The sequence below is a fragment of the Thalassospira sp. MIT1004 genome (genome assembly GCF_001858545.1).
GTDB lineage: Bacteria > Pseudomonadota > Alphaproteobacteria > Rhodospirillales > Thalassospiraceae > Thalassospira > Thalassospira xiamenensis.
On the sequence record NZ_MCAO01000047.1, the window covers coordinates 215,280 to 239,543 of the forward strand.

Consider the following 24,264-nt stretch of genomic DNA (forward strand, 5'->3'; position numbering starts at 1 on the left):
GCCCTAAACCGTGGCAACCCGGCGGGCAGGAATGATCGTCGGAAACAGCACCGCCAGCGTCACCCCGCGCAGCAGGAAAAACGCGTTAAACGACGCCCACAGCAGATGGTTGCTGTCCGCCACCACCGCCCCCCATGCCATCCCGGCATAGATCGCCACCGACAACAGCATCATGTTGCGCCAGTGTTTGGTCTGCATCGCGCCCAGAAACACCCCGTCGAACTGAAAACCAAGCACCCCGGTAATCGGCAACATCACCGCCCATAACAGATAGCTGTATGACGCATCGCGGACTTCCGGGATCGACGTCAGGCCATCAATGATCCACGGCCCCATAAGGCCAAAGATCGCCGCCATAACCACCGCCGATACAATCGCCCAGATCGTGGTTTTGCGCACCGCCCAAAGGAACTGTTTGCGCCGCTCCGCCCCGTATGCCTGCCCGACAAGCGTTTCCGCCGCATGGGCAAACCCGTCCAGCGCGAAGGAGCCAAACATCAGGAAGTTTTGTAAAACCGCATTCGCCGCCAATGTCACCTCGCCAAAGCGAGCGGAAAAACTGGTGAAAATTGCAAAGGCAGATGTCAGCGCCATGGTGCGCACAAAGATATCGCCATTGATTTTCATCAGGCGCGCCAGTTGGGTTCGATCAAAAATACCAATCCCGCGCCACGTCCCGCCAAGCCGTTTTAAATGCGGCTGCATCAAAAACCAGCCCAGCATCACACCGGAATAATCGGCAATCACCGTGGCCCCTGCCACCCCCTTGACGTCCCAGCCAAAGCCTTGGACAAACAGGATATCCAGAACCATGTTCAGGCTGTTCAGAACAACCTGAAAAATAAACACCGCGCGCGCGTCACGCATCGCCAGCAACCAGCCCAGCATGCAGTACTGCATCAATGTCGCGGGCGATGCCCAGATGCGCACATGGAAATAATCCCGTGCCGCCGCCTCGACCGCCGCGGTCGGTCGGATCAAGGCCATCGCAAGCTCAATGATCGGCCATTGCAGCACCATAACCGCAAGCCCCGCCGTCACCGCAATCAGGGCCGCACGGGCAAACACCGCCCGGACCCCGTTGGGATCACGCCGACCATCGGCCTGTGCGGCAAGCCCGGTGGTCGCCATGCGCAAAAAGCCAAAGCTCCAGAACACATAGGAAAAAATCAGCGCCCCGACCGCAACCGCCCCGATATAATGCGGGCTGTCCAGATGACCGACCACGGCGGTATCAACCGCGCCCAGCAACGGAACGGTGGCATTCGAAAGGATAATCGGCAGGGTCAACGCCAGAACGCGTCGATCCCCCTTGCCGAACCAGCGACGCGTGCGGCTCACAGGGGAACTCGTCGGGGAACTCATCGGGGCCTCGGAAAATCGTCTGATCGGATGGGGCGAATTCCGGATCACCCGGAGGACTTCTTGTGACACAGTTTGCACCGGCGCAAAAGGCACCTTTGGAACTGTTATGCATCAAAGAATCCACATTCGTGAACAACCTCCGCGGCTTATTCACCCTTTAGGTGATTTTTGCGCGTACCCGGCATCGGTAAATTTCCGGTTTGTCGTGGAACGACGTTTCACAGTTTTTTCACAATCCCCCTCAAACGACTGTGAAACTGCGATAAATTTATGAAAAAATTTTCGGCCATTTGGCCATGTTTCCTGTCCAAAATACTATCCCAATGCATAGTCTCTCGACGCAATTTCATACTTTCACAGCAGAAATCCTGATCAATTCTGACTATACCGAACCAATTATCCCCAAAGTTATCCACAGGCGCTATCACAACCCGTATCACTACCCTGTTCCGTCATTTACATGCCCGATGCATACCCATCCGGCATTTGTCCGACGGACCTGCTCTTTGGCCTGATGCAATCCTTGGCAAACCGATCATCTTTCGCATCATTTAGGGGAACCCAGGCCGGTCAAATTGCGGCCACAGGAAATCGCCAGATATAAGCAGATATAAAAAGACTGGTCGTTGCCACGCAGCATTGCTAATCAGGAACAAAGACAAACAAAGGGATCTGATCTGACATGACCGCTGAAACCGCATTGAACGGCCCGATGCTGCCGGCCGCATCAGGCACGACCAAAAGCATCGTGATCCTGCTGCATGGCTATGGTGCCGATGGCAATGACCTGATCGGGCTGGCACCGCATTTTGCCCGTGCCCTGCCCGACACCGCGTTTTATTCGCCCAATGCCCCGTTTCCATGCGAAATGTCGCCCTTCGGGCGGCAATGGTTCAGTCTGGCCGAATATGATCCGGAATTCCTCCGTCGCCAGCCGGAAACCATGTCCGGCGCGCTTCGCGCCATGGCCGAGGGGGCGGCGAAAAATGCCGCCTATATCGACCGCTTCATCGACACCCTTCTCGCCGAACATGACCTTCCGGCGGATAAACTGGCGCTGATCGGCTTCTCGCAGGGCACAATGATGGCCCTGCAAACCGCCCCGCGCCGCGATCCGGCCCTGGCTGGTGTTGTCGGTTTCTCTGGCGCGCTTCTGGGCGACGAAGCCTTTGCAAGTGCGATCAAAACCAGACCGCCGGTTTTGCTGGTCCATGGCACCGCTGATCCGGTCGTCCCGATCGAGGCATCGCGCCTAGCGCTTGATACCCTGACCTCCAACGGCTTTGACACCGAACTGCACGAACGCCCCGGCCTTCAGCACGGCATCGACGAAGAAGGCATCATGCTGGCGACAAAATTCCTGCAAAAACACCTCGGCTGATGATCGGGCCCGGTCCTTCTGAATAGCCGCACAACGGGCACCTGCCATCGAACCGATGGCAGGTGTTTTCGATTCCCGCGCGACGTTTAACATCTGCGCGTGAAATACCGCGCCCAAACATACCACTTTAGGATAGCTAGCTATACAAAAATGGTGGTAGATATAAAGACTATCAGGGGTTCGGGCCGGGGTGTCCCGCCCGACATTTTCGCATTGGCGTCACCGGGAGAAAACGTCTCATGCTGCAAAAAATCAAAATTGGCCGAAAAATTGCGGGTCTTTCAATAGTTGCTCTTATCGGACTTATCGTCATTTCCTTCGTGGAATTGATGAACTTGCGAACCACGCTGCTTGAAGACCGAAAGGAAAAAATCCGTGCGACCACGGAATATGTCGTCTCGCTCGCCAATGATTTCCAGCAACGCGTCAAGTCCGGTGAGCTTGACCAGCAGGCAGCAATCGACGCCTTCTACAAGGTCGCGGCATCAGGCAAGTACGATGGCGATATCGGCTATTTCTTTGCCCTGACCAAGGATAACACCATGGTCATGCATGGTGCAAACCCCGCACTGGCCGGCAAGGACTTCTCTGCGGTTCAGGATTCAACCGGCGCCTATTTCATCAAGGATCTGGTCAAGGCAGGCAGCACACCCGGTGGTGGTTTTTCAACCTATTTCTGGCCCAAACCCGGTCAACCCAAAGAACTGACCTTTGAAAAACTGTCCTATGCGCATCCCCTGCCGTGGGGGGCTGTAATTGGCACCGGCATCTATATCGATGATGTCGACACCGCCTTCTGGGAGGCCGCAACATCCTTCATGATCCTGTGCGGCATCATTGTCGCCCTGATTGCCGTGACGGGAATCTGGATCGGGCGCGACATTGCCAACGGATTGCAAAAACTTTCCGAACGCATGACCCACATCGCCAATGGTGACCTCGAAGGCCACATCGAAGGCCAGGAACGCAGTGATGAGGTCGGCGATATGGCACGCTCCGTCGTTGCCTTCCGCGAACAGGCACGCGAAAACCGCAAACTTCAGGATCGCCAGAAACAGCAGGAAACCGAGGCGGATAACAAACGCCGTCAAGACGTGCTTGAAATGGCCCGTAATCTTGAAAGCCGGGTAAAGGGGCTGATCCAGTCTATATCAGCATCGATTGCCGATATGAAAAAAGCGACGGCAAACATGCAGTCCGCGACCGAAATGAACAGCAAGCTTTCCGGCGCGGTTGCAACCGCAACGGCCCAGACATCGGGCAACGTTCAGACCGTCTCGGCCGCGACCGAGGAACTGACCGCCTCCTCCGATGAAATCGCCCAGCAGATCGCGCATTCGGCCGATATCGCCAATCAGGCAAATGACGAAGCCACCCGCACCAATGAAACCGTGACCGGCCTTGCCGATGCGGCGCAAAAAATCGGCGACGTCGCCAAACTGATCGGTGACATCGCTGAACAAACCAACCTTCTGGCCCTGAACGCCACCATCGAAGCCGCCCGCGCAGGCGACGCGGGCAAGGGCTTTGCGGTTGTCGCAAGCGAGGTCAAAAACCTTGCCAACCAGACCGCCAAGGCGACCGAGGAAATCAATCAGCAGATCACCTCGGTCCAGAACGAAACCGGCGAGGCCGTCGAGGCCATCCGCCGCATTTCCGAAACCATTGCTAAGGTCGCCGATAGCTCCACCGCGATTGCGGCCGCGGTCGAAGAACAGCACGCCGCCATCGGCGAAATTGCGCGCAACGTCGAAGAAGCCGCCAACGGCACCCGCGAAGTGTCCGAACGCATTGAAACCGTCAATGACAATGCGGGCAAGGTATCTTCGGGCACGACCCAGCTTGCCCAGACCGCCGAAAAGCTCGTCACCGAAGCCGTATCCCTCGACGAAGCCGTCGAAAGCTTCCTTGCCGAATTGCGTCGCAGCGCCTCGGCCTGATTTCAGCCAACTCTGCGATCCAAATAAAAACAGCCGCCTGTAATCCGGGCGGCTGTTTTGCATGGATCAGAACCAGACGGCGATCCGGATTACCGGGTCGCGTCGATATCAATACGAATGGTGACCTCATCACCAACCTGGCTGGTGTCGCTCCACTGGCCCTGCCCGACGCCGAAATCGGTACGCTTGATCACAAGCGTCCCTTCCGCGTCGGCTTCGTTGCCTTCGATCTCGAGATTGAAGGGCAACGCAACTTCCTTGGTCACGTCACGGATCGTCAGATCAGCCAGTGCTTCATACTGGCCTGGGCCGATTTCCCGGAACGACTTGGTTTCAAACTTTGCTGTCGGCCACTGGGCGACATCAAACCAGTCTGCGGAAATGATCTGGCTGTCGCGATCGGCATTTTCGGTATCAACCGACGCGATATCGATCAGAACGCTAACCTTTGATCCGGCAAGATCATCCGGCGAAAATACGATCTCGGCGGTAAATTTATCGAACGCACCTTCGAAATCCGCACCAAGCTGGGTGCCTGCAAATTTAATATCGCTGTCATCGGCTTTGACCTGCCATGTATCGGCGGCAAAGGCCGGTGCGCAAACGGCAATCGCCGGAACAATCACCGAAGCCCGCAGAATATTTTTAAACAAAGACGTCATGATCAATTCCCTTTCCCCGTCCCCGGAAGCATCCGGCGGAGCGTCGCATCGCGATTGATAAAATGATGTTTGAAAGCCGCCGACACATGCAGCCCGACAAGGCCGACAATCGCCCAGGACAGTATCCAGTGGGTGAAACGCAGCTGTTCATAAAGCACCTTGTCCGGCCCGACAAGGTCAGGAAGCGTGAACAGGCCAAACACACTGACCGAAAAATTCGCCGCCGACGACATCAACCACCCGCTAAGCGGCATGGCCAGCATCACGGCATAAAGCGCGAAATGCGCAAGCTTCGCGGCCTGTCGTTCCCATGCCTTTTCGCCCAGCCCTTCCGGTGTCTGTTCGGTCAGACGCCAGATGATGCGTAAAACCACCAGCAAAAGGATGGTCACACCAATCGATTTATGGCGCGAAATCCATGCCAGCTTTTCCAGTCCCAGCGGCAGAAGATCCATATACCAGCCAATCGCAAACATGGTGACAAACAGGATCGCAATCAGCCAGTGAAACCCCTTGGTCACCGGACCAAAGCCCGTTTGCGTACTGCGAAGCGCCATATGTGATCCTTTCTGATCAAAAACAGACACACCGGCGGGGCCATCATCTGCCGCCGCCGGTGTGTCAGTATCATTATTTCTGTTTCAGGAACTCGGCCGAAATCTGAAGTTCGACTTCGTCGCTGACAGCCGGAACCAGATAGTTCATGCCATATTCCGAACGGGTCACCGTGCCGGTCGCGCCAAAGCCAAGAACATGATCACCGGTCATCGGGTGATCGCCTTCACCGGTCAGCGTCACGTCCAGAACCAGCGGCTTGGTCTGCCCCAGAAGCGTCAGATCGCCGGTGATGGTGGCGGTTTTGTCGCCAGTCATCTCAACCGAAGTGCTTTTGAACGTCGCGGTCGGGCTCTGTTCAACATTCAGGAAATCAGCGGTTTTCATATGATTGTCGAGACCTTCGACACCGCTATCGACCTGTGTCAGGTCAATCGAAATGGTGGCCGACGATGCTGCCGGGTTTTCACGGTCCAGGGTAAGCTCGCCGCTCGTGCCGCCAAAACGGCCCTGGAAGTTGGAAAAACCAAGATGGTTAACGATGAAAATCACGCTGGTATGCGTCGGATCAAGTTTGTAATTCTCGGCTGCCTGCGCCGATACCGCCGCACCCGAAAGACCCGCCGCAATCGCCAGAACAAAACCGGCCTTTTTGATCGAAGTAAACATATGCACATCCCTTGTTTCAAAATCGTTCGACACACAATACCGCATCGCAACAAACTGAACAGAGAATGACACTTGACCTCCGCCGCCTCAAGTCGGGCAGTCCTCAACACTCATTTTCTCATATGGAAACAATCATCGGCGTTTCCGCCTTATTTTATCCAGAATGAGAACGGTCTTATATTGAAACTAAAATCACTGCACTTTGCCCGCAATTTCGCGCAACAACAGGCAAACGGCGCATCACCCAAACCGCGAATCCCCCGCATGACGTAACGTCAAACCGCTTGAAATCACGCCGTCACAAATCATCCCGTCCAAACAATTGTGGCCGACACACTTTGCATCGGCCAGCATTGGGAAACAATTGATGCTCCGAAGGTTTTGAAAACACATGGCGCATCACGCGTTCCCGGCGGCAAGATTATTGGGCCGGTGCCGGTTGCCCCTGTTCGGTGGCCCCGGTTCCCTGATCGCCTGCATCAATGCATTCCTTGACCCAAACGTCATAAACCGGGTGTTCAAGGGCTGACAGACCGGGGGTAGATGCAAACATCCAGCCGGAAAACAGTTGATCAACCGTGCCACTGGCATCTTCGCGCTGGTCCGAGATTTCAAGGAAACTGGCACTTTCCGGGCGTTCTTCCGGCGGCGTACGATAACAGGCATCCACCCGGATCGAAAGCGTGCCGAATTTCGCCATCTGGCCGACCGGCACCTCGAATGTCGAAATACGCGCGGTGATTTTATCAAGCCCCTGAAGCTGGGCGATCTCGGCCGGGCGGTAATCCAGCGCAAAGGCAGACGTCATTGCCGCCACCGAAACAACCGCGCCAACAGCAGCACCAAACACTATCTTGGTTTTCATCAATAATCAGTCCTGATCGTCTGGCTTGCCATAGGGATTGTGCAGCTCTTCAACGACGCTGCGCATCACCTGGCGGAACTGTTCCTCGTCGCAGCCCATCAGCAACGCGTCTTCCATGGCGTCCTGCATCATGTCGCGCAGTTCGCCGAAATTCTCGTTCAGAACCTTGATTTTCTCCACACACGAAAGCGGCGCCCCTTTCGGGTCCTGCCATGTGGGGAAATTCTTGTTCATGCTCTCAGACTTGCTCATCAATTGGCTCCGCTGCCTTTCGATCTGCTTTGGATATCTGCCGAGAATATCGGTGTCGACATCGCTTCACGCAAGCTGCCCAAAGGATATTCTGGGGAAACTGACCTGCAAAACCGGCAAAATCATGGCCGCCTGTACCGATCTGCCCTGTCTGCCTATTGCGGGCTTTCTTCCAATGAAGTGCTGCCCGCCTCATTATTGGCACCCCCACCGGAGCCACCACCGGCACCACCACCGGACGAATAAATCACCTGCCCGATCAGTTCTTCCAGATTGACCGATCCTTGCGTGTATTCAATCTCGCCACCCGGGGCCAGCATATCGATATCCCCGCCCGGCTCCAGCGATACAAACTTGCCGCCGAGCAAACCGTCCGATGCAATCTTGGCCGAACTGTCGGTCGGCAATTCGATATCCGAACGCACCGTCATCCTGACGACGGCCATATAGGTCTGCGGGTTCAGCTCCTGTGCCGTGACCGAGCCAACCTTGACCCCCGAAATCCGCACATCGTTGCCAACCACCAAACCATCAACCCTGTTGAAGTTTGCCGAAAGTTCGTATCCGTCAACAGACTCGATGCCCGCCCGGGAATAGGAATAGGCCGCAAAGCCGACCGCCACTGCGATTACGGCTGCCCCGGCAAGGCTCTCGATCAGTCTGTTGCTCATGGATACGATCCGTCTGTGGTATCTTGTTGATCTGCATATTGTCTTGTGCGACCCGAAAAAACAACCGGGTCAATTACCATCAGGCAAAACACAGCAAAAACACAACCGGGCGCCAACATATTGTCGCGCCCGGATGCAGAATATACCGATCTTTGATCAGCCTTCCGGCGACCATGCCTGATAGTCACCGGTCGCTTTCGCACGCTTGCCACCACTATATTCATGGCCTTTCGGGCGATAGGCATGCTTGGTCCCCGTCAGGTTCGGCAGATGTTCTTTCTGCCACTCATAACGGTCTTCGGCCTTTTCCGACAGCGGCGCATCAACGGTGTAATGCAGCCATGCATGCCATTCAGCCGGAACCTTGGAACCCTCGGTAATACCCTTATAGATCACCCAACGTTTCGCACGGCGACCATTGGCGGCTTTCTTTTCGGTGTAATAGATATTTCCAAAACGGTCTTCGCCGACGCGTTTGCCATACAGCGCGGTATAAATGCGGGTCCCGACGGTGGCCATGTGTGGTCTCTCTCCAGATCTGGTTCTTCCGCCTTTGGCGGCGCGCAGACAAAAGGCCCGTATATGCAAACCGGTGTTTGCTGGCGGGTCTGATTTTGCGGCCTGTGTCCGGCGGTCAATAAGGACCTTATATGTCGTGATGTTAGCGCAAAGTCAATGTTTCAGACAGGCCATCACATCGCATTTCCCGCACACGGCCGCCCGAAACCGCCACAGACACACAATATACACACAATATGGGGTATGACTCCGCGAAAACACCATCAAAACAACCCACAACCACTTGTGTATGCCCGACTCATTGCAACACAATCATCACGCCGCCTTGTCCACCTGTTTATCCACAGCATTTCAACGCGAACGGTTTGAAACATACCCTGCCCGGCTTGAAAATTCGCGCCGGACGGAAACAACGATTTTCACATAAATATCAAAATGTTATCGAACTTTTTCATGCTAACAAAACAACAGGGACAAGATTGTTTGTGCTTGATGCTGGATTTCAAATCCAAACGGCGTTAGCTTGTTTTTGCCTTGTGGGGGTTCTCTCGTCCCGGCACAACATGTAGTCCGAGTCTTACGGGCTTGCCCTCGCCGCCGCCGCGGCAAAAGCGCAGTATTCCGCGGGCTTGCCGCGCGTTTAAACAATCTTAACGAGATTTTCCAAACATCAGATATGCGCGACATCAATTGAAACACTACATCTAGTGATAAAAATTGCTGTCAACCACAAAGTTTGGTGGACGAGCCCGAAATTTTCCCCTTATAGTCCTGCCCACGGACAGGACGGTTCCAAGGGGGGACAACCAAGGAACCACCACCACAGATTACCGAATTCCGTTCGCCCAATCATGGCCGTTTATAAGGGTCAGGGGGCAGCGTATGAGCGTTGAGCAAACTATATAATGTTCAGGCCGTGTTGGTGCTTATGCGCACGACATCAAGTCTGACCAAAACGGAGCAGACCATGCGGATCAGCAGAAAGTTCACCCAGGAAGGTGTCAGCCCCTACGCAGACATCGATTTTCGTAAGTCATCCTGCGTCATCAAAAACCCCGATGGATCGGTTGTTTTTGAAATGAAAGATATCGACGTCCCGTCCTCCTGGTCGCAGGTGGCAAGTGACGTCCTGGCGCAGAAATACTTCCGAAAGGCGGGTGTTCCGGTCGCGCTGAAACCGGTCAAGGAAAAGGACGTTCCGTCCTGGCTCTGGCGTCAGGCGCCCGACAAGGCCAAGCTCGAAAAAATGCCATCAGAGTCCCGCTACACCAGCGAAACCAGCGCCACCCAGGTCTTTGACCGCCTTGCGGGCACCTGGACCTATTGGGGCTGGAAGGGCGGCTATTTCGATGCCGAATCCGATGCCCAGGCCTTCTTTGATGAAATGCGCTATCAGCTCTCCCACCAGATGGGCGCGCCGAACTCGCCGCAATGGTTCAATACCGGTCTGCATTGGGCCTATGGCATTGATGGCCCGGCGCAGGGTCACTCCTATGTTGATTTCAAAACCGGCGAACTGACCAAATCGGCCAGCGCATATGAACATCCGCAGCCCCATGCCTGCTTCATCCAGTCGGTTTCCGATGACCTCGTCAACGAGGGCGGCATCATGGATCTCTGGACCCGCGAAGCCCGCCTGTTCAAATTCGGTTCGGGCACCGGTTCGAACTTCTCGAACGTGCGCGGCGAAGGCGAAACGCTTTCGGGTGGCGGCCGTTCTTCCGGCCTCATGAGCTTCCTTAAAATCGGGGATCGCGCAGCTGGTGCGATCAAGTCGGGCGGCACCACGCGCCGTGCGGCCAAGATGGTCGTGGTCGATATCAACCACCCGGACATCGAAAACTATATCGACTGGAAAGTCGTCGAAGAACAGAAGGTCGCAGCCCTCGTCGCCGGTTCGAAACTGGCCGAAAAGCACCTGACCGACGTTCTGGCTGCCTGCACCAACTGGGACGGTGCCGCCGATTCCGAGGATCGCTTCCTGCCGCGTGCCAACCCGCAGCTCAAAGAAGCCGTGCTGGCCGCCCGTGCGGTGATGATCCCCGATAGCTATATCAACAAGATCATCGAATTCGCCCGTCAGGGCTTCACCGAAATCAGCTTCAAGACCTACGACACCGATTGGGACTCCGAGGCATACCTGACCGTTTCGGGTCAGAACTCGAACAACTCGGTTCGCGTCTCGAACGACTTCCTTCAGGCTGTTCTCGATAATGGCGACTGGGAACTGATCCGCCGTACCGATGGCAAGGTTCATAAAACCCTTGCCGCCCGCGAATTGTGGGACAAGGTCGGCGAAGCCGCATGGGCCTGTGCCGATCCGGGTATCCAGTACGACACCACCATCAACGAATGGCACACCTGCCCGAATTCGGGTCGCATCAATGCGTCCAACCCGTGCTCGGAATATATGTTCCTTGACGATACGGCCTGTAACCTGGCGTCGCTGAACCTGATGAACTTCCGTTCTGACGACGGTGGCGTTGATGTCGCGGCATATGAACATGCCGTGCGTCTCTGGACTGTTGTTCTGGAAATCTCGGTTCTGATGGCACAATTCCCGTCGGATCGTATTGCCGAACTGTCCTATCGTTACCGCACGCTTGGCCTTGGCTATGCCAATATTGGCGGCCTGCTCATGAGCATGGGCATCCCGTACGACAGCGACGAGGGCCGCGCAATCGGCGCGTCCCTGACCGCAATCATGTGTGGCGTTTCCTATGCGACCTCGGCCGAAATGGCGTCCGAACTCGGTGCCTTCCCGGGCTATGCCGATAACGCCAAGGAAATGCTGCGTGTCATGCGCAACCACCGTCGTGCCGCGCACGGCGAACAGGAAGGCTACGAAGGCCTGTCGATCAATCCGGTTCCGCTGGTTGCTGCTGATTCTCCTTATGCCGAACTTCCGGTTGCCGCACGTGCCGCATGGGACAAGGCACTGGAACTGGGCGAAAAGCACGGTTATCGCAACGCACAGACCACCGTTATCGCGCCGACCGGCACCATCGGTCTGGTCATGGATTGCGACACGACGGGGATCGAGCCGGACTTCGCGCTTGTGAAGTTCAAAAAGCTTGCCGGTGGCGGTTACTTCAAAATCATCAACCGCACCGTTCCGGTTGCACTCGCCACACTCGGCTATACCGAACGCCAGATCCGCGACATTGAAAAATACGCGGTCGGTCATGGCACCCTGGTCGGTTCGCCAACCATTACCCATGACGATCTCAAGGCCAAGGGCTTTGACGATGATGCGATTTCGAAAATCGAAGGCGCACTTGCCAACGCATTCGACATCAAATTCGTCTTCAACAAATACACCTTTGGCGAAGAATATTGCGTCAAGCAGCTTGGCCTTGATGCCAAGGCACTCAACAGCATGGACTTTGACATGCTGGCCGCCCTTGGCTTCGACAAAAAGCAGATCGAACTGGCAAACACCTATGTTTGCGGCGCGATGACGCTGGAACAGGCCCCGCACCTGCGTGACGAAGACCTTCCGGTATTCGATTGCGCCAACCCGTGTGGCCGTATCGGCAAACGTTACCTGTCGGCTGAAAGCCACATCCGCATGATGGCTGCGGCACAGCCGTTCATCTCCGGTGCGATTTCGAAAACCATCAACATGCCGAACAATGCCTCGATCCAGGATTGCAAGGACGCCTATATGCTGTCCTGGCGTCTCTGCCTCAAGGCAAACGCGCTCTATCGTGATGGCTCGAAACTCAGCCAGCCGCTGAATGCGGCGCTGGTCGAAGAAGACGATTACGCCGATCAGCCGACCGCAACCAAGGCGGCCGCTGTTTCCGAACAGATCGTCGAAAAAATCATCGAACGCGTCATTCGTGGCGACCGTCGTTCCCTGCCGTCACGCCGCAAGGGTTACACCCAGAAGGCCACCGTCGGCGGACACAAGGTCTATCTGCGGACCGGTGAATATGAAGACGGCAAACTTGGCGAAATCTTCATCGACATGCACAAGGAAGGCGCTGCTTTCCGCTCATTGATGAACAACTTCGCCATTGCGGTTTCCATCGGCCTGCAATATGGCGTGCCGCTTGAAGAATATGTCGAAGCCTTCACCTTCACCCGCTTCGAACCGTCCGGCATGGTTTCCGGGAACGACGCCATTAAAATGGCAACCTCGATCCTTGATTACATGTTCCGCGAACTGGCCATTTCCTATCTTGGTCGTAACGACCTCGCCCATGTCCAGCCGTCCGACGTTCTGCCGGACGCCGTTGGCAAGGGTGTGGCTGAGGGCGACCTTGGCGAGGAAGCCAAGGCCGAAGACCGCGCAATCGAAACCATCCGCAAGGTCGCATCCAGCGGCTTCGTGCGTCGCAACCTTTACGTTGTCGATGGCGGTGCCCCGGTCGAAGAACGCGTGATCATGAAGGCAACCGGTACCGATCATGCCCACTCGCATGACCACAGCCATCAGGCCGAAACCGCCAGCATCGCAACCACCGCTGCCCCGACCAGCAGCGAAACCGCGATCCTGAACGCCAGCGAAGAAGTCATGTCGGCCACGGATGCTAAACTGGACCGCATCCGCGAAGCCCGCATGAAAGGCTACGAAGGCGACGGCTGCCCCGAATGCGGCAACTTCACCTTGGTCCGCAACGGCACCTGCCTTAAATGCGACTCTTGCGGAAGCACTACGGGCTGCTCGTAAGAGCCCCCGCACCACCGCAAAACGGATTTAATAAAAACCGGCCGGGATTAATTTCCCGGCCGGTTTTGTTTCGCCCCAAGGTTGACAAAACACAATCATGCGCATCATTATTTAGAAAAATATCATCTATATGCGAGGTATTGTATGCTTGATAGCAACCCTGCGGCTTATTACGACCATTTGAAATTTATCAGTCGTCAAAAGGTTGCAGATAGCTTTATCAAGCGTTTCCGAAAAACTGGCGGACCGCATAGCTGGGATATTGTTACTCTGTCCTCAGTAAAGAAAAACGCATTGGACTTTGCCCGAATTGAGTGGCCCAAGCACTATAGTAACGCGCCAAATTTCAATGGTTTTCCAATCGGTTGGCCTGAAATTTATCACAAATTTTCATATCGACCGTCTTTCTTCGATTTGGCAATCTGGCAACACATTGCTGGCGAAGACGTTCTTCAAGGACTATGTATAGGAAGACCCTCACGGGGCAAGACCCACCTGACCATTAACTGGATAGAGAGGTCTTTTGCCCCAAACTACTTTCGAGGTGGCATCTTGTTGCCCACTCTGGCGTGCGCATATGAGTATGCAAGATTGCTGGGATGCAGAAGAGTCTTGATAAAGAATCCTATTGACTCTGATATATATGAAAAGTACGGATTCACCCCGTTTGCTCTAAGAGGGGCTTGCGGAATCTACTTGGGTAAGGAGCTAGAACATGGCTAGCAGCATTTTGGCAGAGAAAGTTGATTTTGCAGTCGATCAGTCTGACGACATCGCAAAACAGGTTACTGCTGCGCAAAAGCGTGCTGAACAAGTCTACAGCCCGGAAGTTAAGACCCTTGTTGACGAGATCAGTGACGAACAATGGCAGTCTTGGGATGCATCTCATGAATATGCAATCCTGATGGATTCAGACCTTGATGAAGAGGATCTGAACGATAGCGACTGTCACGATCTAAAGTAGCTCCGTCGCGATTTTCCTTTACAAGAGCCTTGGCTTAAGCTGAGGCTTTTTGTTTTTGGTGAAGATGACATACACAAAAGAAACCGCCCTCATCATCCTCGACGTGCAAAAGGCCATCGACAATCCGAAATGGGCGTCAAAAAACAATCCCGGCTATGTCGATAAAATCGTCGATCTGCTGGCTGGTTTTCGCGCAGCCAGCCTTCCGGTGATCCATATCCGTCATGACGAACCCAATCCCGCCTCGACCTATCACACCGATGGGCCGGGCAACGCGATCAAACCCGAAGTCGCCCCGCTGGCCGACGAACCGGTGATTGCCAAAAACGTCAATTGCGCCTTCATCGCCACCGATCTTGAAAAATACCTGCACGATCATGGCATTACCCGCCTGATTTTTACCGGCGTCGTCATCCACAATTCGATGGATGCCTCGATCCGCGTCGCCCATTGTCTGGGTTTTGACGCCATCCTGCCGCTTGATGCCACCACCGCGATTGACGTGACCGACGCCAAGGGTATCCGTCACGATGCGCAAACCGTGTTTGACCTGTTTGCCGCGGTTCTGGGGTCGGAATATTGCACGCTTTCGACGACGGATGATGTGATTGCCGCCCTGCCCGCATAACGATAATGCGGCCCGAAAATCAGGCCTCTATCCGCTTTGCGCAAAACCTATCCACTTATCGTCAAGAAACGACACAATCCCCCCCTTTAAGCATAGCCCCCACAATGCGCCGCCCTTAAAGCTCTTGCAACGGACCGATCTATCGGCACCGATCAAAAAGGGTATGGGCATGGCGAACAATGAATAAGATCAGAAGCACCTTCAAACAGGAACGATCTGATCGTTCGCACCTCGCCGCGTGCAAATCTGTTGTGAAAAAAGGGCTTTGTGCGCTGGCCCTGACGGGATTATCGCTGCCCTTCGCCAACGTCGCCCTCGCAATTAGCCTGGGTTGCAGTGATTGGAACCTGACAAGCACCAACGATGGCATTGCAGGCACCGGTTCTTATAACGCGTGGGAGGTCGCCAAGGTCACCTTCACACATCAAAGCGGCAATTCGCCAAACAACTACACCTTCACCTATACCGACAACGATAACGCCGCCAATTCGCGGGCGGTCACGCCCGGCAGCACCATCATTGGCGACACTGTCACCCTCACCCTGCAAATCCCGGCCGATACGACAGACGGCCAGCTTTTCATAAAGGCCCTTGGCGCGACGTACAACATAACCGCAACCTGCGTTGCCGGATCGGCACCGGTCGCGGCATCAACATCCTCCGCCAGCACCACCTCCGCCGTTGTAAATGCCGTCTCGCGCTCCCAAACCACGGTCATTCAACAGAATATCAGCGCGCGGATTTCCTCGATGATCAGTACTGCCAACAATACCAATACCGATAACGTCCCCGCCCGAACCGCCTCAATGGCCGAAACCAGCACCCATCGCACCAGCCTGACCGGCACAACGCCCGATGATGATCGCAACACCAACAGCATCACCGACCAAGATGATGCCCTGCGCCGTATCGCGATGATGGGAAGCTTCGATAGCTCCACCGGACAGGGCATGAACCTGCTGGGCCTTGGCCCGACAGATCAGGGCGATGTTGGCGGTGCCAGCGGCATTGACGGACGTGCGGCCTTCGCCGCAACCACGCCCTTTACCGTCTGGGGCCACGGTTCCTTTACTGCGGTCGATAACGACCATGTCAGTGGCACCACTGACAGCCGCTATGACGGTGATGTCTGGGGTTACAATGTCGGGCTGGATTACCGTTTTGCCGATGCCCTGATTGCCGGTCTGTCGCTTGGCTATAACGATACCGACCTGACCACATCGTTTAACAATGGCAGCTATCAGGAAACCGGCTGGGTCGCATCGCCCTATGTCATCTATCGACCAATTGAAAACCTGACCATCACGGGCGAAGCCGGATATGGCATGGGCGATATTGACGTCACCCGCGACAATGGTGCGGTATCGGGCAATACGGAATCTGACATGTGGTATGCCGCCCTGACCACCTCTTATCGGATCCGCCCGATTGATACCCTGCCCGTGTCCCTCACCCCGTCACTGGCCTTTATCGCCGCACGCAAGACGGTTGATGCCTATCGTGAAAGCGATGGCACAAACAATGATACAAGCCGATCCAACACCCGGCAGATCAGACCGGCGATCGAGGCCGCCTATGACTTCACCCCGACCCAAAGCCTGACCATATCGCCCTTCCTTGAAACCGGTCTGGTTCATGATTTCACCGATGAAATCAACAATGACAAAACCGCGTTCAATATCGGCGGCGGTGTACGACTGTCTGACAGCATCACCGGGCTGAATGCAGCCCTTGAAGGCAACTATCTTGCCGGGCGTGCGGATTACACCGAATACACCATCGGCGGCACAATCACCTATGGCTTTGAACTTGTTGGGGATGATGGCCGATCCCTTGGGATCGTCACGCCATTCTTTGCCAGCAACCTCAACGAATATGGCAATCAGCGCATCCGCACCGGATTTGGCTTTGATACCGGTCCGCTTACCAGCGAACTTGCACTCAGCCACATGATGTCGATTGCCAATGACGACGATGACAACACCGATACCAGCAGGCTAGAAATCCAAATATCGATGCCGTTCTGATCTCTGGCGGGCGACGCGGTCAAACCCGACATTGCCCGCTCATTACCTCGCTGGCAACTGATTGGCCAAAGCCTCGCTTACGCCTGCTTTAACATCGTGTACGTAACATCTTGCAATTAAGTGAATTCTCTACTTATAAATCAACCCATGCGCGTCATTCTCTGTTTTCTAAAACCAGCAAAAGAACGGCGAAACACGCGAAAGACGATTCCAGGGGGCATATTATGGGCAAATGGAAAGTATCTCTTCTAAAGAGACCAGTCGTGCTGGGGATGGCACTGATAGGCGCAGCATCAATTATTTCCACTGAAGCGTATGCAAAAAGTGCAGGCTGTACGGCGTGGTCGTTTAACGGCAGCACAAACGGCGTAAATGGTGCGACTTCGGCGTTCGAAGTAAACGAAACGCCAAAGGTCACAATGACAAACAACAATGTCGTCGGTATACCTTATGTCTTTACCTATACAGACAGCGCCAACGGCAACCAGGTGATCACGCGAAGCGGCACAGTCGCTGCCAGCGATACAGTGACCGAAACGATTACCATCCCACGCGACACGACCGGCGGTCGGTTAAACGTGACAATCAATAACGGTGTCGTTCCGTCCCTCTTATTGGACATATCCTGCGCCGAAGCGGTAGCGCCAACTTCCGGATCAAGCGAAAAAAGCCAGTCCACAACATCTTCGACCGTCGTATCATCTGTGTCACGTTCCCAGACGACCGTGATCTCACAGAATATTGGTGCTCGACTTTCCGCTGTTGGCACCCCGGCTGGTGCCGCAACGGGCGGATCGACCTCCGGCGGCGGGATTGGCACCGGAAGCGGTAGCGCCGGAAACAGTGATGACAATGATACAAATGCCAATCTTGTCTATGACCCGGTCTACCACCGCAGCGCCACCAACCTGACCGACGATGATAACGCCCTGCGCCGCATCGCCATGATGGGAAGCTTTGATAGCTCGACCGGTGAAGGCATGCACATGCTGGGCCTTGGCCCGACAGATCAGGGCAATAAAGGCGGTGCCAGTGGTGTTGACGGCCGCGCCGCGTTTGAAACCGCATCCCCCTTCACGATTTGGGGCCACGGATCATACACGTCGGTCGATAACGACTATGTCAATGGCACCACCGACAGCCGCTATGACGGTGATGTCTGGGGCTACAATGTCGGGTTGGATTACCGGTTTGCCGAAAGCCTGACGGCGGGTCTGTCGCTTGGCTATAACGATACCGACCTGACCACATCCTTCAATAACGGCTCCTATCAGGAAGAGGGATGGGTTGTTTCACCCTATGCGATCTACACCCCCGTCAACGGACTGACCATTTCCGGCCAGGCAGGCTTTGGCATGGGCGACATTGATGTGACGCGCGATAACAATGCGGCTTCCGGCAACACGGAATCTGACATCTGGTACGCCCAGCTCAATACTTCCTACATGATCCGCCCGCACGAAACCGTGCCACTCTCTCTGACACCGTCCGTGGCCTTTATTGCCGCACGCAAAACGGTTGATGGTTACACCGAAAGCAACAACACCGCCGTTGCCGGCACGACCTCGAACACCCGGCAGATCAGACCAGCCATCGAAGCCGCTTACGATCTTGCGCCAACCCCGACCCTGACCGTGACGCCTTTCATCGAAACCGGTCTGGTTCATGACTTCACCGATGAAATCAACAATGACAAAACCGCGTTTGAAATTGGTGGTGGTGTCCGACTGTCTGACTCTGTTACCGGTCTGAGTGCCGCCCTTGAAGGCAACTATCTTGCCGGTCGTTCGGACTATAACGAATACACCATCGGCGGCACTCTCGTTTACGGCTTTGAACTTGTTGACGATGATGGCCGCTCCATCGGGATCGTCAAACCGTTCTTTGCCAGCAACCTCAACGAATATGGCAGTCAGCGTATCCGCACCGGTTTGGGCTTTGATACCGGCAGGATGAGCAGCGAACTTGCATTCAGCCACATGATGTCGGTTGCCAATGATGATGACGATACCGACACCAGCAGGCTCGAAATCCAGATATCGATGCCTTTCTGATCGCAGGCACGCAACCAGAAGCCCCCGGCCACAGGCCGGGGGTTTTGCGTTTCACCATACATCCAGCCAGATCAATTATTTACCCGCGGGAACAACTGCGCAAAAGCCGCGTTGTGATCTCTGTTACACAAATCCCGATTTCGGGACACGCGCAAACGCAAACAAAAATAACAGGAGCCCCCAATGCCCATCAGTCGTATTGCCGGCATCGTCATCTGCGTCATCGGCATTGCTCTTTTGATCGTTGGTCTCAACGCATCCGATAGTGCCGCCGATCAGCTTTCCGAAACCTTCCTTGGCAGCTACACCGATGAAACGCTCTGGTATCTCATCGCCGGTGGTGCCGCCGCAGTCGGGGGCTTCATCATGATGATGTTTGGTGCCAAGGCCCGCTGATCCTTCCCGATCCGGCTGTTGTCATTGTTTCCCCAAACCGCCCTTTCGCGGGTGATGGCAACACACTGTTGACGAACGGTGACTGGTCAGGTGAACCAAACAGGCACATATTCGCAATCAATGTTTTGTGAATGTCGAGGTGCCCCACCATGACCAGTCCCGTTGCCCCCTCTGTTTCTGCCACCCCGCAGGACAATCTCGCGCCGATCTTCATCTCGCACGGATCGCCGATGCTGGTCGCGCGTCAAAGCACCCCGGCATTCGATTTCTTTGCCCGCGATCTTGGCAATCAGTTTGATGGCGCGCGCGCCCTCCTGATCATATCGGCCCATTGGCAGACCGCGACACCGACCATCTCGACCGCAGCCCGCCCGGAAACCATCCACGATTTTTACGGCTTTCCCAAACCGCTTTATGACCTGCATTATGATGTTGCGGGCGATCCCGCACTGGCATCCGAAATCGCCGGTCTGATCGGGGCCGCCACCGATGCCGCGCGCGGTCTTGATCACGGTGCATGGATGCCATTGATCATCGCCCGCCCCGGTGGCGATATCCCGGTATTTCAGCTCTCCATTCTGGCCCATGGCAGCCCGGCAGATCATTTTGAACTGGGTAAAAAACTGCGCGGCTTGCGCGATCTGGGCGTTCTGGTGATCGGCAGCGGGGCAATGACCCACAATCTACGCGCCCTTGATCGCAACGAAGGCCCGATTGATCCGTGGGCGCAGGAATTTACCAACTGGATGCTGGCCAAACTGGCCACCCGTGATATCAATGCCCTGCTTGATTACCGCGCACAGGCCCCGCACGCCGCCATGGCCCACCCCGAAGACGATCACCTGATGCCGTTTTATGTGGCACTCGGTGCAGCGGACGAGGGTTTCGTGCCCGAAACCCTGCATGACAGTTTTGAATTCGGCAACCTTGCCATGACCGCACTTCGCTTTGACGATCCCCAAAGCATCCAGCAAGCGGCCTGAACGAACATATTCAGACCAGAACAAGAAGGCCGGGAGACGTCACCTCCCGGCCTTTTGTCTAGAACATCAGGCGAATGCCCGTGACGATATAGGTTGCCTCATAATCCTCGCCGTCATGCTTGGCAAAATCGGCGGTATCCCCGAACTTCCGTTCATAGGCAACACCGACATAGGGTACGATGGCGCGATCAATCAGGTCATAGCTCAGTCGCAAGCCGAACTCGGCGCTGGAAATCCCCTTGCCGACTTCGATCTCGCGATCTTCCGAGAAGGCCGCATTGATCTCGAACGATGGTGTGAGGATCAAACGGTTGGTCAGAAGCCCTTCATATTCGACATCAAGCCTTGCTGAACCATCGCCCGTCTCGCTGACAAACAGATCGGCATCGACTTCAAACCATTGCGGGGCCAGTCCGACAATGCCGACCGTGCCATACCAGCGATCAGCCCCCTCGGGGGTATCAACACGCACGCCCCCCTTGGCATCGAAAAAGTCGCTGATCGGGGTTTGCAGGACAAACCGGTTTTCAAGTTTCTCGTAACTATCCGCATCAAGGTCACGTTCGCCCTCCCCCTGCCAGCGCAGTTTGAGTTCGTCCGTGCCCACAAAGGCATCCGCATCCCAGACAAGGCGCTTTTCGCTTTCATCACCGACACGATATTCAAACTGTTCGGCCTGAAAGCCGTAATAAATACTGGCATCCATCGCCATACCGGCACGCGCGAACGGGCCGAGTGCCAATGCGACACCCCCGCCGATCAGCATCAGATCAAGTTTTTTCATGATGGATCAATTCCCGCTCTCAAGCTGTGTGACTGCCGGGCCGCCTTCGACCACGACCTTGCGGAACATGCCGGTTGCCATGTGATAGCTCAGATGACAGTGGAATGCCCATTCGCCCGGTTCATCAACCTCGGTTTCGGAATAAACCGTGGTGCCCGGATTGATGCTGATCGTATGTTTGACCGGGTTCCATTTACCCTGCCCCGTATCAAGGATCGACCACATCCCATGCAGATGCATCGGATGGGTCATCATGGTTTCATTGACGAATTTGAACCGGACACGTTCCCCGTATTTCAGGCGGATCGGCTCGGCATCTTCGTATTTCACGCCATTGATCGACCAGCTATACCGTTCCATGTTTCCGGTCAGGCGAAGCTCGATCTCGCGGGTGGCCGGACGTTCTGCATAAAGCGGTTTCTGCGCTTTCAGATCGCTATAGGACAGGAACCTGCCGCCATTGGCTGCCGCCGGAACAAGGCCACTGCCCGCCGCATAGAACGGATCGGCCTTCTCGTCCATATCCATATTGGAATGATCCATTCCGGCCATATTCGAATGATCCATTCCGGGCATCGATCCTTGCGATCCGCTGTCGGTGGCAGCAGCACCATGATTCATGCCCGCCATATCGCCATGGCCCATATCCCCATGCGCCATGCCCATATCGGCCATGGTCAGCATCGGTGATTCCGTGCGCAATTCCGGCATCTCGGCCCGCATTCCGGCGCGCGGGGCCAGGGTGGCAAAGGCATGGCCCGACCGCCCCATGGATTCCGCCAAAATCGGATAGGCCTTGTCGTCCTTTGGCTGGACAATCACGTCATAGGTTTCGGCAACCGCAATGCGGAACTCGTCAACCTTGACCGGCTGCACGTTATTGCCATCTGCCTGCACCACGGTCATTTCAAGCCCCGGCATCCGGACATCGAAATAGGTCATCGCCGACGCATTGATGAAACGAAGCCGCACCCGTTCTTCGGGCTTGAACAATCCGGTCCAATTCTGATCGGGTGACATGCCATTGATCAGGCCGACAAACCCCTGCACATCCTCGATGTCGGTCCGCATCATCCGCATGGAACCCCAGTCGCCGCGTTCTGACAACGTCGCACCCAGACCGTTCTTCGATAGATCATCGATGAAGTCGCCAAGGGTCCGCTGTTTGCGGTTGTAATAGTCCGGCATCATTTTCAGATTGCGCAGAATGCGATCGCCCGAATGGGGATGCTTGTCTTTCAGGACCACCACATATTCGCGGTCAAATTTGAACGGCTCGCGTTTTTCCGGCTCGATGATGATCGAACCATAGGCTCCGTCCGGCTCCTGAAAACCGGAATGGCTGTGGAACCAGTATGTGCCGCTCTGTTTGACCGGAATGCGATAGGTGAATGTTTCACCCGGTTCGATACCGGGGAAACTGATGCCCGGCACCCCATCCATCTGATAGGGCAGGATAAGACCATGCCAATGGATCGAGGTGGCCTCTTTCAGATTGTTGGTGACATTGATCACCGCCTCTTCGCCTTCCTTGAAACGAAGTGTCGGTCCGGGGGATGCCCCGTTATAGCCGATACCCTTTGTCTTGGTATCTCCGGTATCGATGGTGACATAATCGACCGTCAGGTCATAGGTCGCCGCCTGACTTCCCGTCGACAGGGCAACCATCGCCAGCGCCCCGGCAAGGACGCCTTTGACATAGTTGATTTTCATTTAATGGATTCCCAAAAACTTGCGGAAACGCCAGAGGCCTCAGGGACGGCAAGGTACCGCCCCGCCTCTGGCACTTCGAACCGACCGGCTTATGACTTCAGACGGACTTTGCCCATCATGCCGCTTTCATAGTGGCCCGGTACGTTGCAGGCGAATTCAAGCTCCGCATCCGCTGGGAACGTCCAGATGATCTCGGCGGTCTGGCCGGGTTCAAGAAGGACGCTGTTGGGGTCGTCATGTTCCATGGTCATACCGTTCCCCATATCCATTTTCATCATGTCCATATGGATCTTGTCCACATCCAGCGCGCCATGCTCCATCATCATCATCATTTCTTTCTGGTGGCTGGCATGCATGGCGGCCGTGCCGATATTGAACTCGTGAACAAACTCACCCTTGTTTTCAATCTGGAAAAGGATGGTTTCACCGGCACGGACTTCGATGGTCTCCGCATCAAAGAAATTGTCTTCCATAACAACCTTGATGGTGCGGGTAACATCGGCGGCATTTCCCGGCGCACCGATTTCCGGGGCGACCGAACCATGTCCCTGACCATGTCCCGGGCTTGCAAAGGCAAGCGGTGCGCTCAGCAGGACACCTGCAATCGCGGTTGAAACGGCAATACGGGTAAGAAAATTCGATTTGACGTTGGGCATATCATGCTCCTGAAAATAGTCGTCAGAATGATTGCCGTTGCTGCACAAACATCTGCGCAAGCTGCACTGATCCCCGAAACGGACGACCAGATGACGGCATTTAAGACAAAGACGGGACTATTTTCAGGCGCGCGGCGGCTTGTAGCTGCCATCTGCCTCAATCGAAACGAACGAACGCTCCGTGATCCAGAATGCAGCTTGTGAAACCACAAGCGTGACCGATACCAGATCGACCAGTTCCTCGACAAACGGCCCGCAGACCGTCATGCCGCAAATATCGGCATGGGATGAAAACGGATCGTGGGAAAACGGCTTGGACATGTCATCCATATCGCTGACCATGTCATGATGGCTGTTGCCGTCATGGCCGGAATGCGCCCGCACGTTCCCGCTGACCGACAGCAAAACTGTCAGGCTCATCAGGATCACAAGTGTGCAGGAAATGAAACGCAACATGGCTTCCGATCAAATGTAAACGCCCAAATCGTTATGCCCGGCAACG

At 55.3% G+C, this 24,264-nt stretch carries 22 protein-coding genes; 10 read left to right on the forward strand and 12 right to left on the reverse strand.

What is annotated here, in order from left to right; translation table 11 throughout:
* Positions 1 to 3: 3 nt before the first annotated feature.
* Positions 4 to 1,341: an MATE family efflux transporter gene (locus tag BC440_RS22160; RefSeq protein WP_071241421.1), complete on the reverse strand. Its 1,338-nt coding sequence runs from the start codon at positions 1,339 to 1,341 to the stop codon at positions 4 to 6.
* Positions 1,342 to 2,047: 706 nt separating this feature from the next.
* On the opposite strand from BC440_RS22160, the gene BC440_RS22170 reads away from it, so the two are divergent.
* Complete coding sequence (locus tag BC440_RS22170; RefSeq protein ID WP_071241423.1) at positions 2,048 to 2,746, forward strand: alpha/beta fold hydrolase; 699 nt, start codon at positions 2,048 to 2,050, stop codon at positions 2,744 to 2,746.
* Positions 2,747 to 3,075: 329 nt separating this feature from the next.
* A complete protein-coding gene (locus BC440_RS22175; protein WP_247643644.1) occupies positions 3,076 to 4,686 on the forward strand; it encodes a cache domain-containing protein in 1,611 nt (536 codons plus the stop codon).
* Between the two features lie 89 nt (positions 4,687 to 4,775).
* On the opposite strand, the gene BC440_RS22180 is transcribed toward BC440_RS22175, so the two are convergent.
* The 7 genes from BC440_RS22180 to BC440_RS22215 all read right to left on the reverse strand — a co-directional run bounded on the left by BC440_RS22180 (position 4,776) and on the right by BC440_RS22215 (position 8,879).
* Positions 4,776 to 5,348 carry a YceI family protein gene (locus tag BC440_RS22180; protein WP_071241425.1) on the reverse strand — a complete coding sequence of 191 codons (573 nt, stop codon included), beginning with the start codon at positions 5,346 to 5,348 and terminating at the stop codon, positions 4,776 to 4,778.
* A 2-nt stretch (positions 5,349 to 5,350) separates the two neighbouring features.
* A complete protein-coding gene (locus BC440_RS22185; protein WP_071241426.1) occupies positions 5,351 to 5,905 on the reverse strand; it encodes a cytochrome b in 555 nt (184 codons plus the stop codon).
* A 73-nt stretch (positions 5,906 to 5,978) separates the two neighbouring features.
* Positions 5,979 to 6,572, reverse strand: a complete 594-nt coding sequence (locus tag BC440_RS22190) for a YceI family protein (RefSeq protein ID WP_071241427.1) — start codon at positions 6,570 to 6,572, stop codon at positions 5,979 to 5,981.
* A 421-nt stretch (positions 6,573 to 6,993) separates the two neighbouring features.
* Positions 6,994 to 7,437, reverse strand: a complete 444-nt coding sequence (locus BC440_RS22195; RefSeq protein ID WP_071241428.1) for a DUF2155 domain-containing protein — start codon at positions 7,435 to 7,437, stop codon at positions 6,994 to 6,996.
* A gap of 6 nt (positions 7,438 to 7,443) precedes the next feature.
* Positions 7,444 to 7,689, reverse strand: coding sequence for a hypothetical protein (locus BC440_RS22200; protein WP_007091962.1), 246 nt, complete (start codon positions 7,687 to 7,689; stop codon positions 7,444 to 7,446).
* Between the two features lie 155 nt (positions 7,690 to 7,844).
* On the reverse strand, positions 7,845 to 8,360 hold the full coding sequence (gene mlaD, locus BC440_RS22205; RefSeq protein WP_071241429.1) for an outer membrane lipid asymmetry maintenance protein MlaD: 516 nt from the start codon (positions 8,358 to 8,360) through the stop codon (positions 7,845 to 7,847).
* Between the two features lie 156 nt (positions 8,361 to 8,516).
* Positions 8,517 to 8,879, reverse strand: a complete 363-nt coding sequence (locus BC440_RS22215; RefSeq protein ID WP_071241430.1) for an NADH:ubiquinone oxidoreductase subunit NDUFA12 — start codon at positions 8,877 to 8,879, stop codon at positions 8,517 to 8,519.
* A 967-nt stretch (positions 8,880 to 9,846) separates the two neighbouring features.
* On the opposite strand from BC440_RS22215, the gene BC440_RS22220 reads away from it, so the two are divergent.
* The 8 genes from BC440_RS22220 (at position 9,847) to BC440_RS22255 (ending at position 20,609) form a co-directional block, all read left to right on the forward strand.
* Positions 9,847 to 13,557, forward strand: a complete 3,711-nt coding sequence (locus tag BC440_RS22220) for a vitamin B12-dependent ribonucleotide reductase (RefSeq protein WP_071241456.1) — start codon at positions 9,847 to 9,849, stop codon at positions 13,555 to 13,557.
* 144 nt (positions 13,558 to 13,701) lie between these two features.
* Positions 13,702 to 14,280 (forward strand): hypothetical protein, encoded by a 579-nt coding sequence (locus BC440_RS22225; protein ID WP_071241431.1) that lies wholly within the window; start codon positions 13,702 to 13,704, stop codon positions 14,278 to 14,280.
* On the forward strand, positions 14,273 to 14,521 hold the full coding sequence (locus BC440_RS22230) for a hypothetical protein (RefSeq protein WP_071241432.1): 249 nt from the start codon (positions 14,273 to 14,275) through the stop codon (positions 14,519 to 14,521). The genes BC440_RS22225 and BC440_RS22230 overlap by 8 nt, the downstream gene beginning before the upstream one ends.
* 64 nt (positions 14,522 to 14,585) lie before the next feature.
* Entirely contained in the window at positions 14,586 to 15,149 is a 564-nt protein-coding gene (locus tag BC440_RS22235) for an isochorismatase family protein (RefSeq protein ID WP_071241457.1), read from the forward strand.
* A 179-nt stretch (positions 15,150 to 15,328) separates the two neighbouring features.
* On the forward strand, positions 15,329 to 17,176 hold the full coding sequence (locus tag BC440_RS22240) for an autotransporter outer membrane beta-barrel domain-containing protein (protein ID WP_071241433.1): 1,848 nt from the start codon (positions 15,329 to 15,331) through the stop codon (positions 17,174 to 17,176).
* Between the two features lie 419 nt (positions 17,177 to 17,595).
* On the forward strand, positions 17,596 to 19,230 hold the full coding sequence (locus tag BC440_RS22245; RefSeq protein ID WP_175484521.1) for an autotransporter outer membrane beta-barrel domain-containing protein: 1,635 nt from the start codon (positions 17,596 to 17,598) through the stop codon (positions 19,228 to 19,230).
* Between the two features lie 183 nt (positions 19,231 to 19,413).
* Positions 19,414 to 19,626 (forward strand): DUF3185 family protein, encoded by a 213-nt coding sequence (locus tag BC440_RS22250; RefSeq protein ID WP_063093359.1) that lies wholly within the window; start codon positions 19,414 to 19,416, stop codon positions 19,624 to 19,626.
* A gap of 149 nt (positions 19,627 to 19,775) precedes the next feature.
* Positions 19,776 to 20,609 carry a class III extradiol ring-cleavage dioxygenase gene (locus BC440_RS22255; protein ID WP_071241435.1) on the forward strand — a complete coding sequence of 278 codons (834 nt, stop codon included), beginning with the start codon at positions 19,776 to 19,778 and terminating at the stop codon, positions 20,607 to 20,609.
* 58 nt (positions 20,610 to 20,667) lie between these two features.
* Here BC440_RS22255 and BC440_RS22260 read toward each other — a convergent pair whose 3' ends face one another.
* From BC440_RS22260 to BC440_RS22275, 4 genes are all read right to left on the reverse strand, one after another.
* Entirely contained in the window at positions 20,668 to 21,393 is a 726-nt protein-coding gene (locus tag BC440_RS22260; RefSeq protein ID WP_007091971.1) for a copper resistance protein B, read from the reverse strand.
* Between the two features lie 6 nt (positions 21,394 to 21,399).
* A complete protein-coding gene (locus BC440_RS22265; protein ID WP_071241436.1) occupies positions 21,400 to 23,106 on the reverse strand; it encodes a copper resistance system multicopper oxidase in 1,707 nt (568 codons plus the stop codon).
* A gap of 89 nt (positions 23,107 to 23,195) precedes the next feature.
* The gene (locus BC440_RS22270; RefSeq protein ID WP_007091973.1) at positions 23,196 to 23,762 is read right to left on the reverse strand and encodes a plastocyanin/azurin family copper-binding protein; all 567 of its coding nucleotides are present in this window, start codon (positions 23,760 to 23,762) and stop codon (positions 23,196 to 23,198) included.
* A 123-nt stretch (positions 23,763 to 23,885) separates the two neighbouring features.
* Positions 23,886 to 24,218, reverse strand: coding sequence for a hypothetical protein (locus BC440_RS22275; RefSeq protein ID WP_071241437.1), 333 nt, complete (start codon positions 24,216 to 24,218; stop codon positions 23,886 to 23,888).
* Between the last annotated feature and the right edge of the window lie 46 nt (positions 24,219 to 24,264).

Coding starts and splice junctions, on each gene's coding strand:
- BC440_RS22170 (WP_071241423.1), top strand. CDS start 2,048: ATGACCGCTGAAACCGCATTGAACGGCCCGATGCTGCCGGCCGCATCA.
- BC440_RS22175 (WP_247643644.1), top strand. CDS start 3,076: ATGAACTTGCGAACCACGCTGCTTGAAGACCGAAAGGAAAAAATCCGT.
- BC440_RS22180 (WP_071241425.1), bottom strand. CDS start 5,348: ATGACGTCTTTGTTTAAAAATATTCTGCGGGCTTCGGTGATTGTTCCG.
- BC440_RS22185 (WP_071241426.1), bottom strand. CDS start 5,905: ATGGCGCTTCGCAGTACGCAAACGGGCTTTGGTCCGGTGACCAAGGGG.
- BC440_RS22190 (WP_071241427.1), bottom strand. CDS start 6,572: ATGTTTACTTCGATCAAAAAGGCCGGTTTTGTTCTGGCGATTGCGGCG.
- BC440_RS22195 (WP_071241428.1), bottom strand. CDS start 7,437: ATGAAAACCAAGATAGTGTTTGGTGCTGCTGTTGGCGCGGTTGTTTCG.
- BC440_RS22200 (WP_007091962.1), bottom strand. CDS start 7,689: ATGAGCAAGTCTGAGAGCATGAACAAGAATTTCCCCACATGGCAGGAC.
- mlaD (WP_071241429.1), bottom strand. CDS start 8,360: ATGAGCAACAGACTGATCGAGAGCCTTGCCGGGGCAGCCGTAATCGCA.
- BC440_RS22215 (WP_071241430.1), bottom strand. CDS start 8,879: ATGGCCACCGTCGGGACCCGCATTTATACCGCGCTGTATGGCAAACGC.
- BC440_RS22220 (WP_071241456.1), top strand. CDS start 9,847: ATGCGGATCAGCAGAAAGTTCACCCAGGAAGGTGTCAGCCCCTACGCA.
- BC440_RS22225 (WP_071241431.1), top strand. CDS start 13,702: ATGCTTGATAGCAACCCTGCGGCTTATTACGACCATTTGAAATTTATC.
- BC440_RS22230 (WP_071241432.1), top strand. CDS start 14,273: ATGGCTAGCAGCATTTTGGCAGAGAAAGTTGATTTTGCAGTCGATCAG.
- BC440_RS22235 (WP_071241457.1), top strand. CDS start 14,586: ATGACATACACAAAAGAAACCGCCCTCATCATCCTCGACGTGCAAAAG.
- BC440_RS22240 (WP_071241433.1), top strand. CDS start 15,329: ATGAATAAGATCAGAAGCACCTTCAAACAGGAACGATCTGATCGTTCG.
- BC440_RS22245 (WP_175484521.1), top strand. CDS start 17,596: ATGACAAACAACAATGTCGTCGGTATACCTTATGTCTTTACCTATACA.
- BC440_RS22250 (WP_063093359.1), top strand. CDS start 19,414: ATGCCCATCAGTCGTATTGCCGGCATCGTCATCTGCGTCATCGGCATT.
- BC440_RS22255 (WP_071241435.1), top strand. CDS start 19,776: ATGACCAGTCCCGTTGCCCCCTCTGTTTCTGCCACCCCGCAGGACAAT.
- BC440_RS22260 (WP_007091971.1), bottom strand. CDS start 21,393: ATGAAAAAACTTGATCTGATGCTGATCGGCGGGGGTGTCGCATTGGCA.
- BC440_RS22265 (WP_071241436.1), bottom strand. CDS start 23,106: ATGAAAATCAACTATGTCAAAGGCGTCCTTGCCGGGGCGCTGGCGATG.
- BC440_RS22270 (WP_007091973.1), bottom strand. CDS start 23,762: ATGCCCAACGTCAAATCGAATTTTCTTACCCGTATTGCCGTTTCAACC.
- BC440_RS22275 (WP_071241437.1), bottom strand. CDS start 24,218: ATGTTGCGTTTCATTTCCTGCACACTTGTGATCCTGATGAGCCTGACA.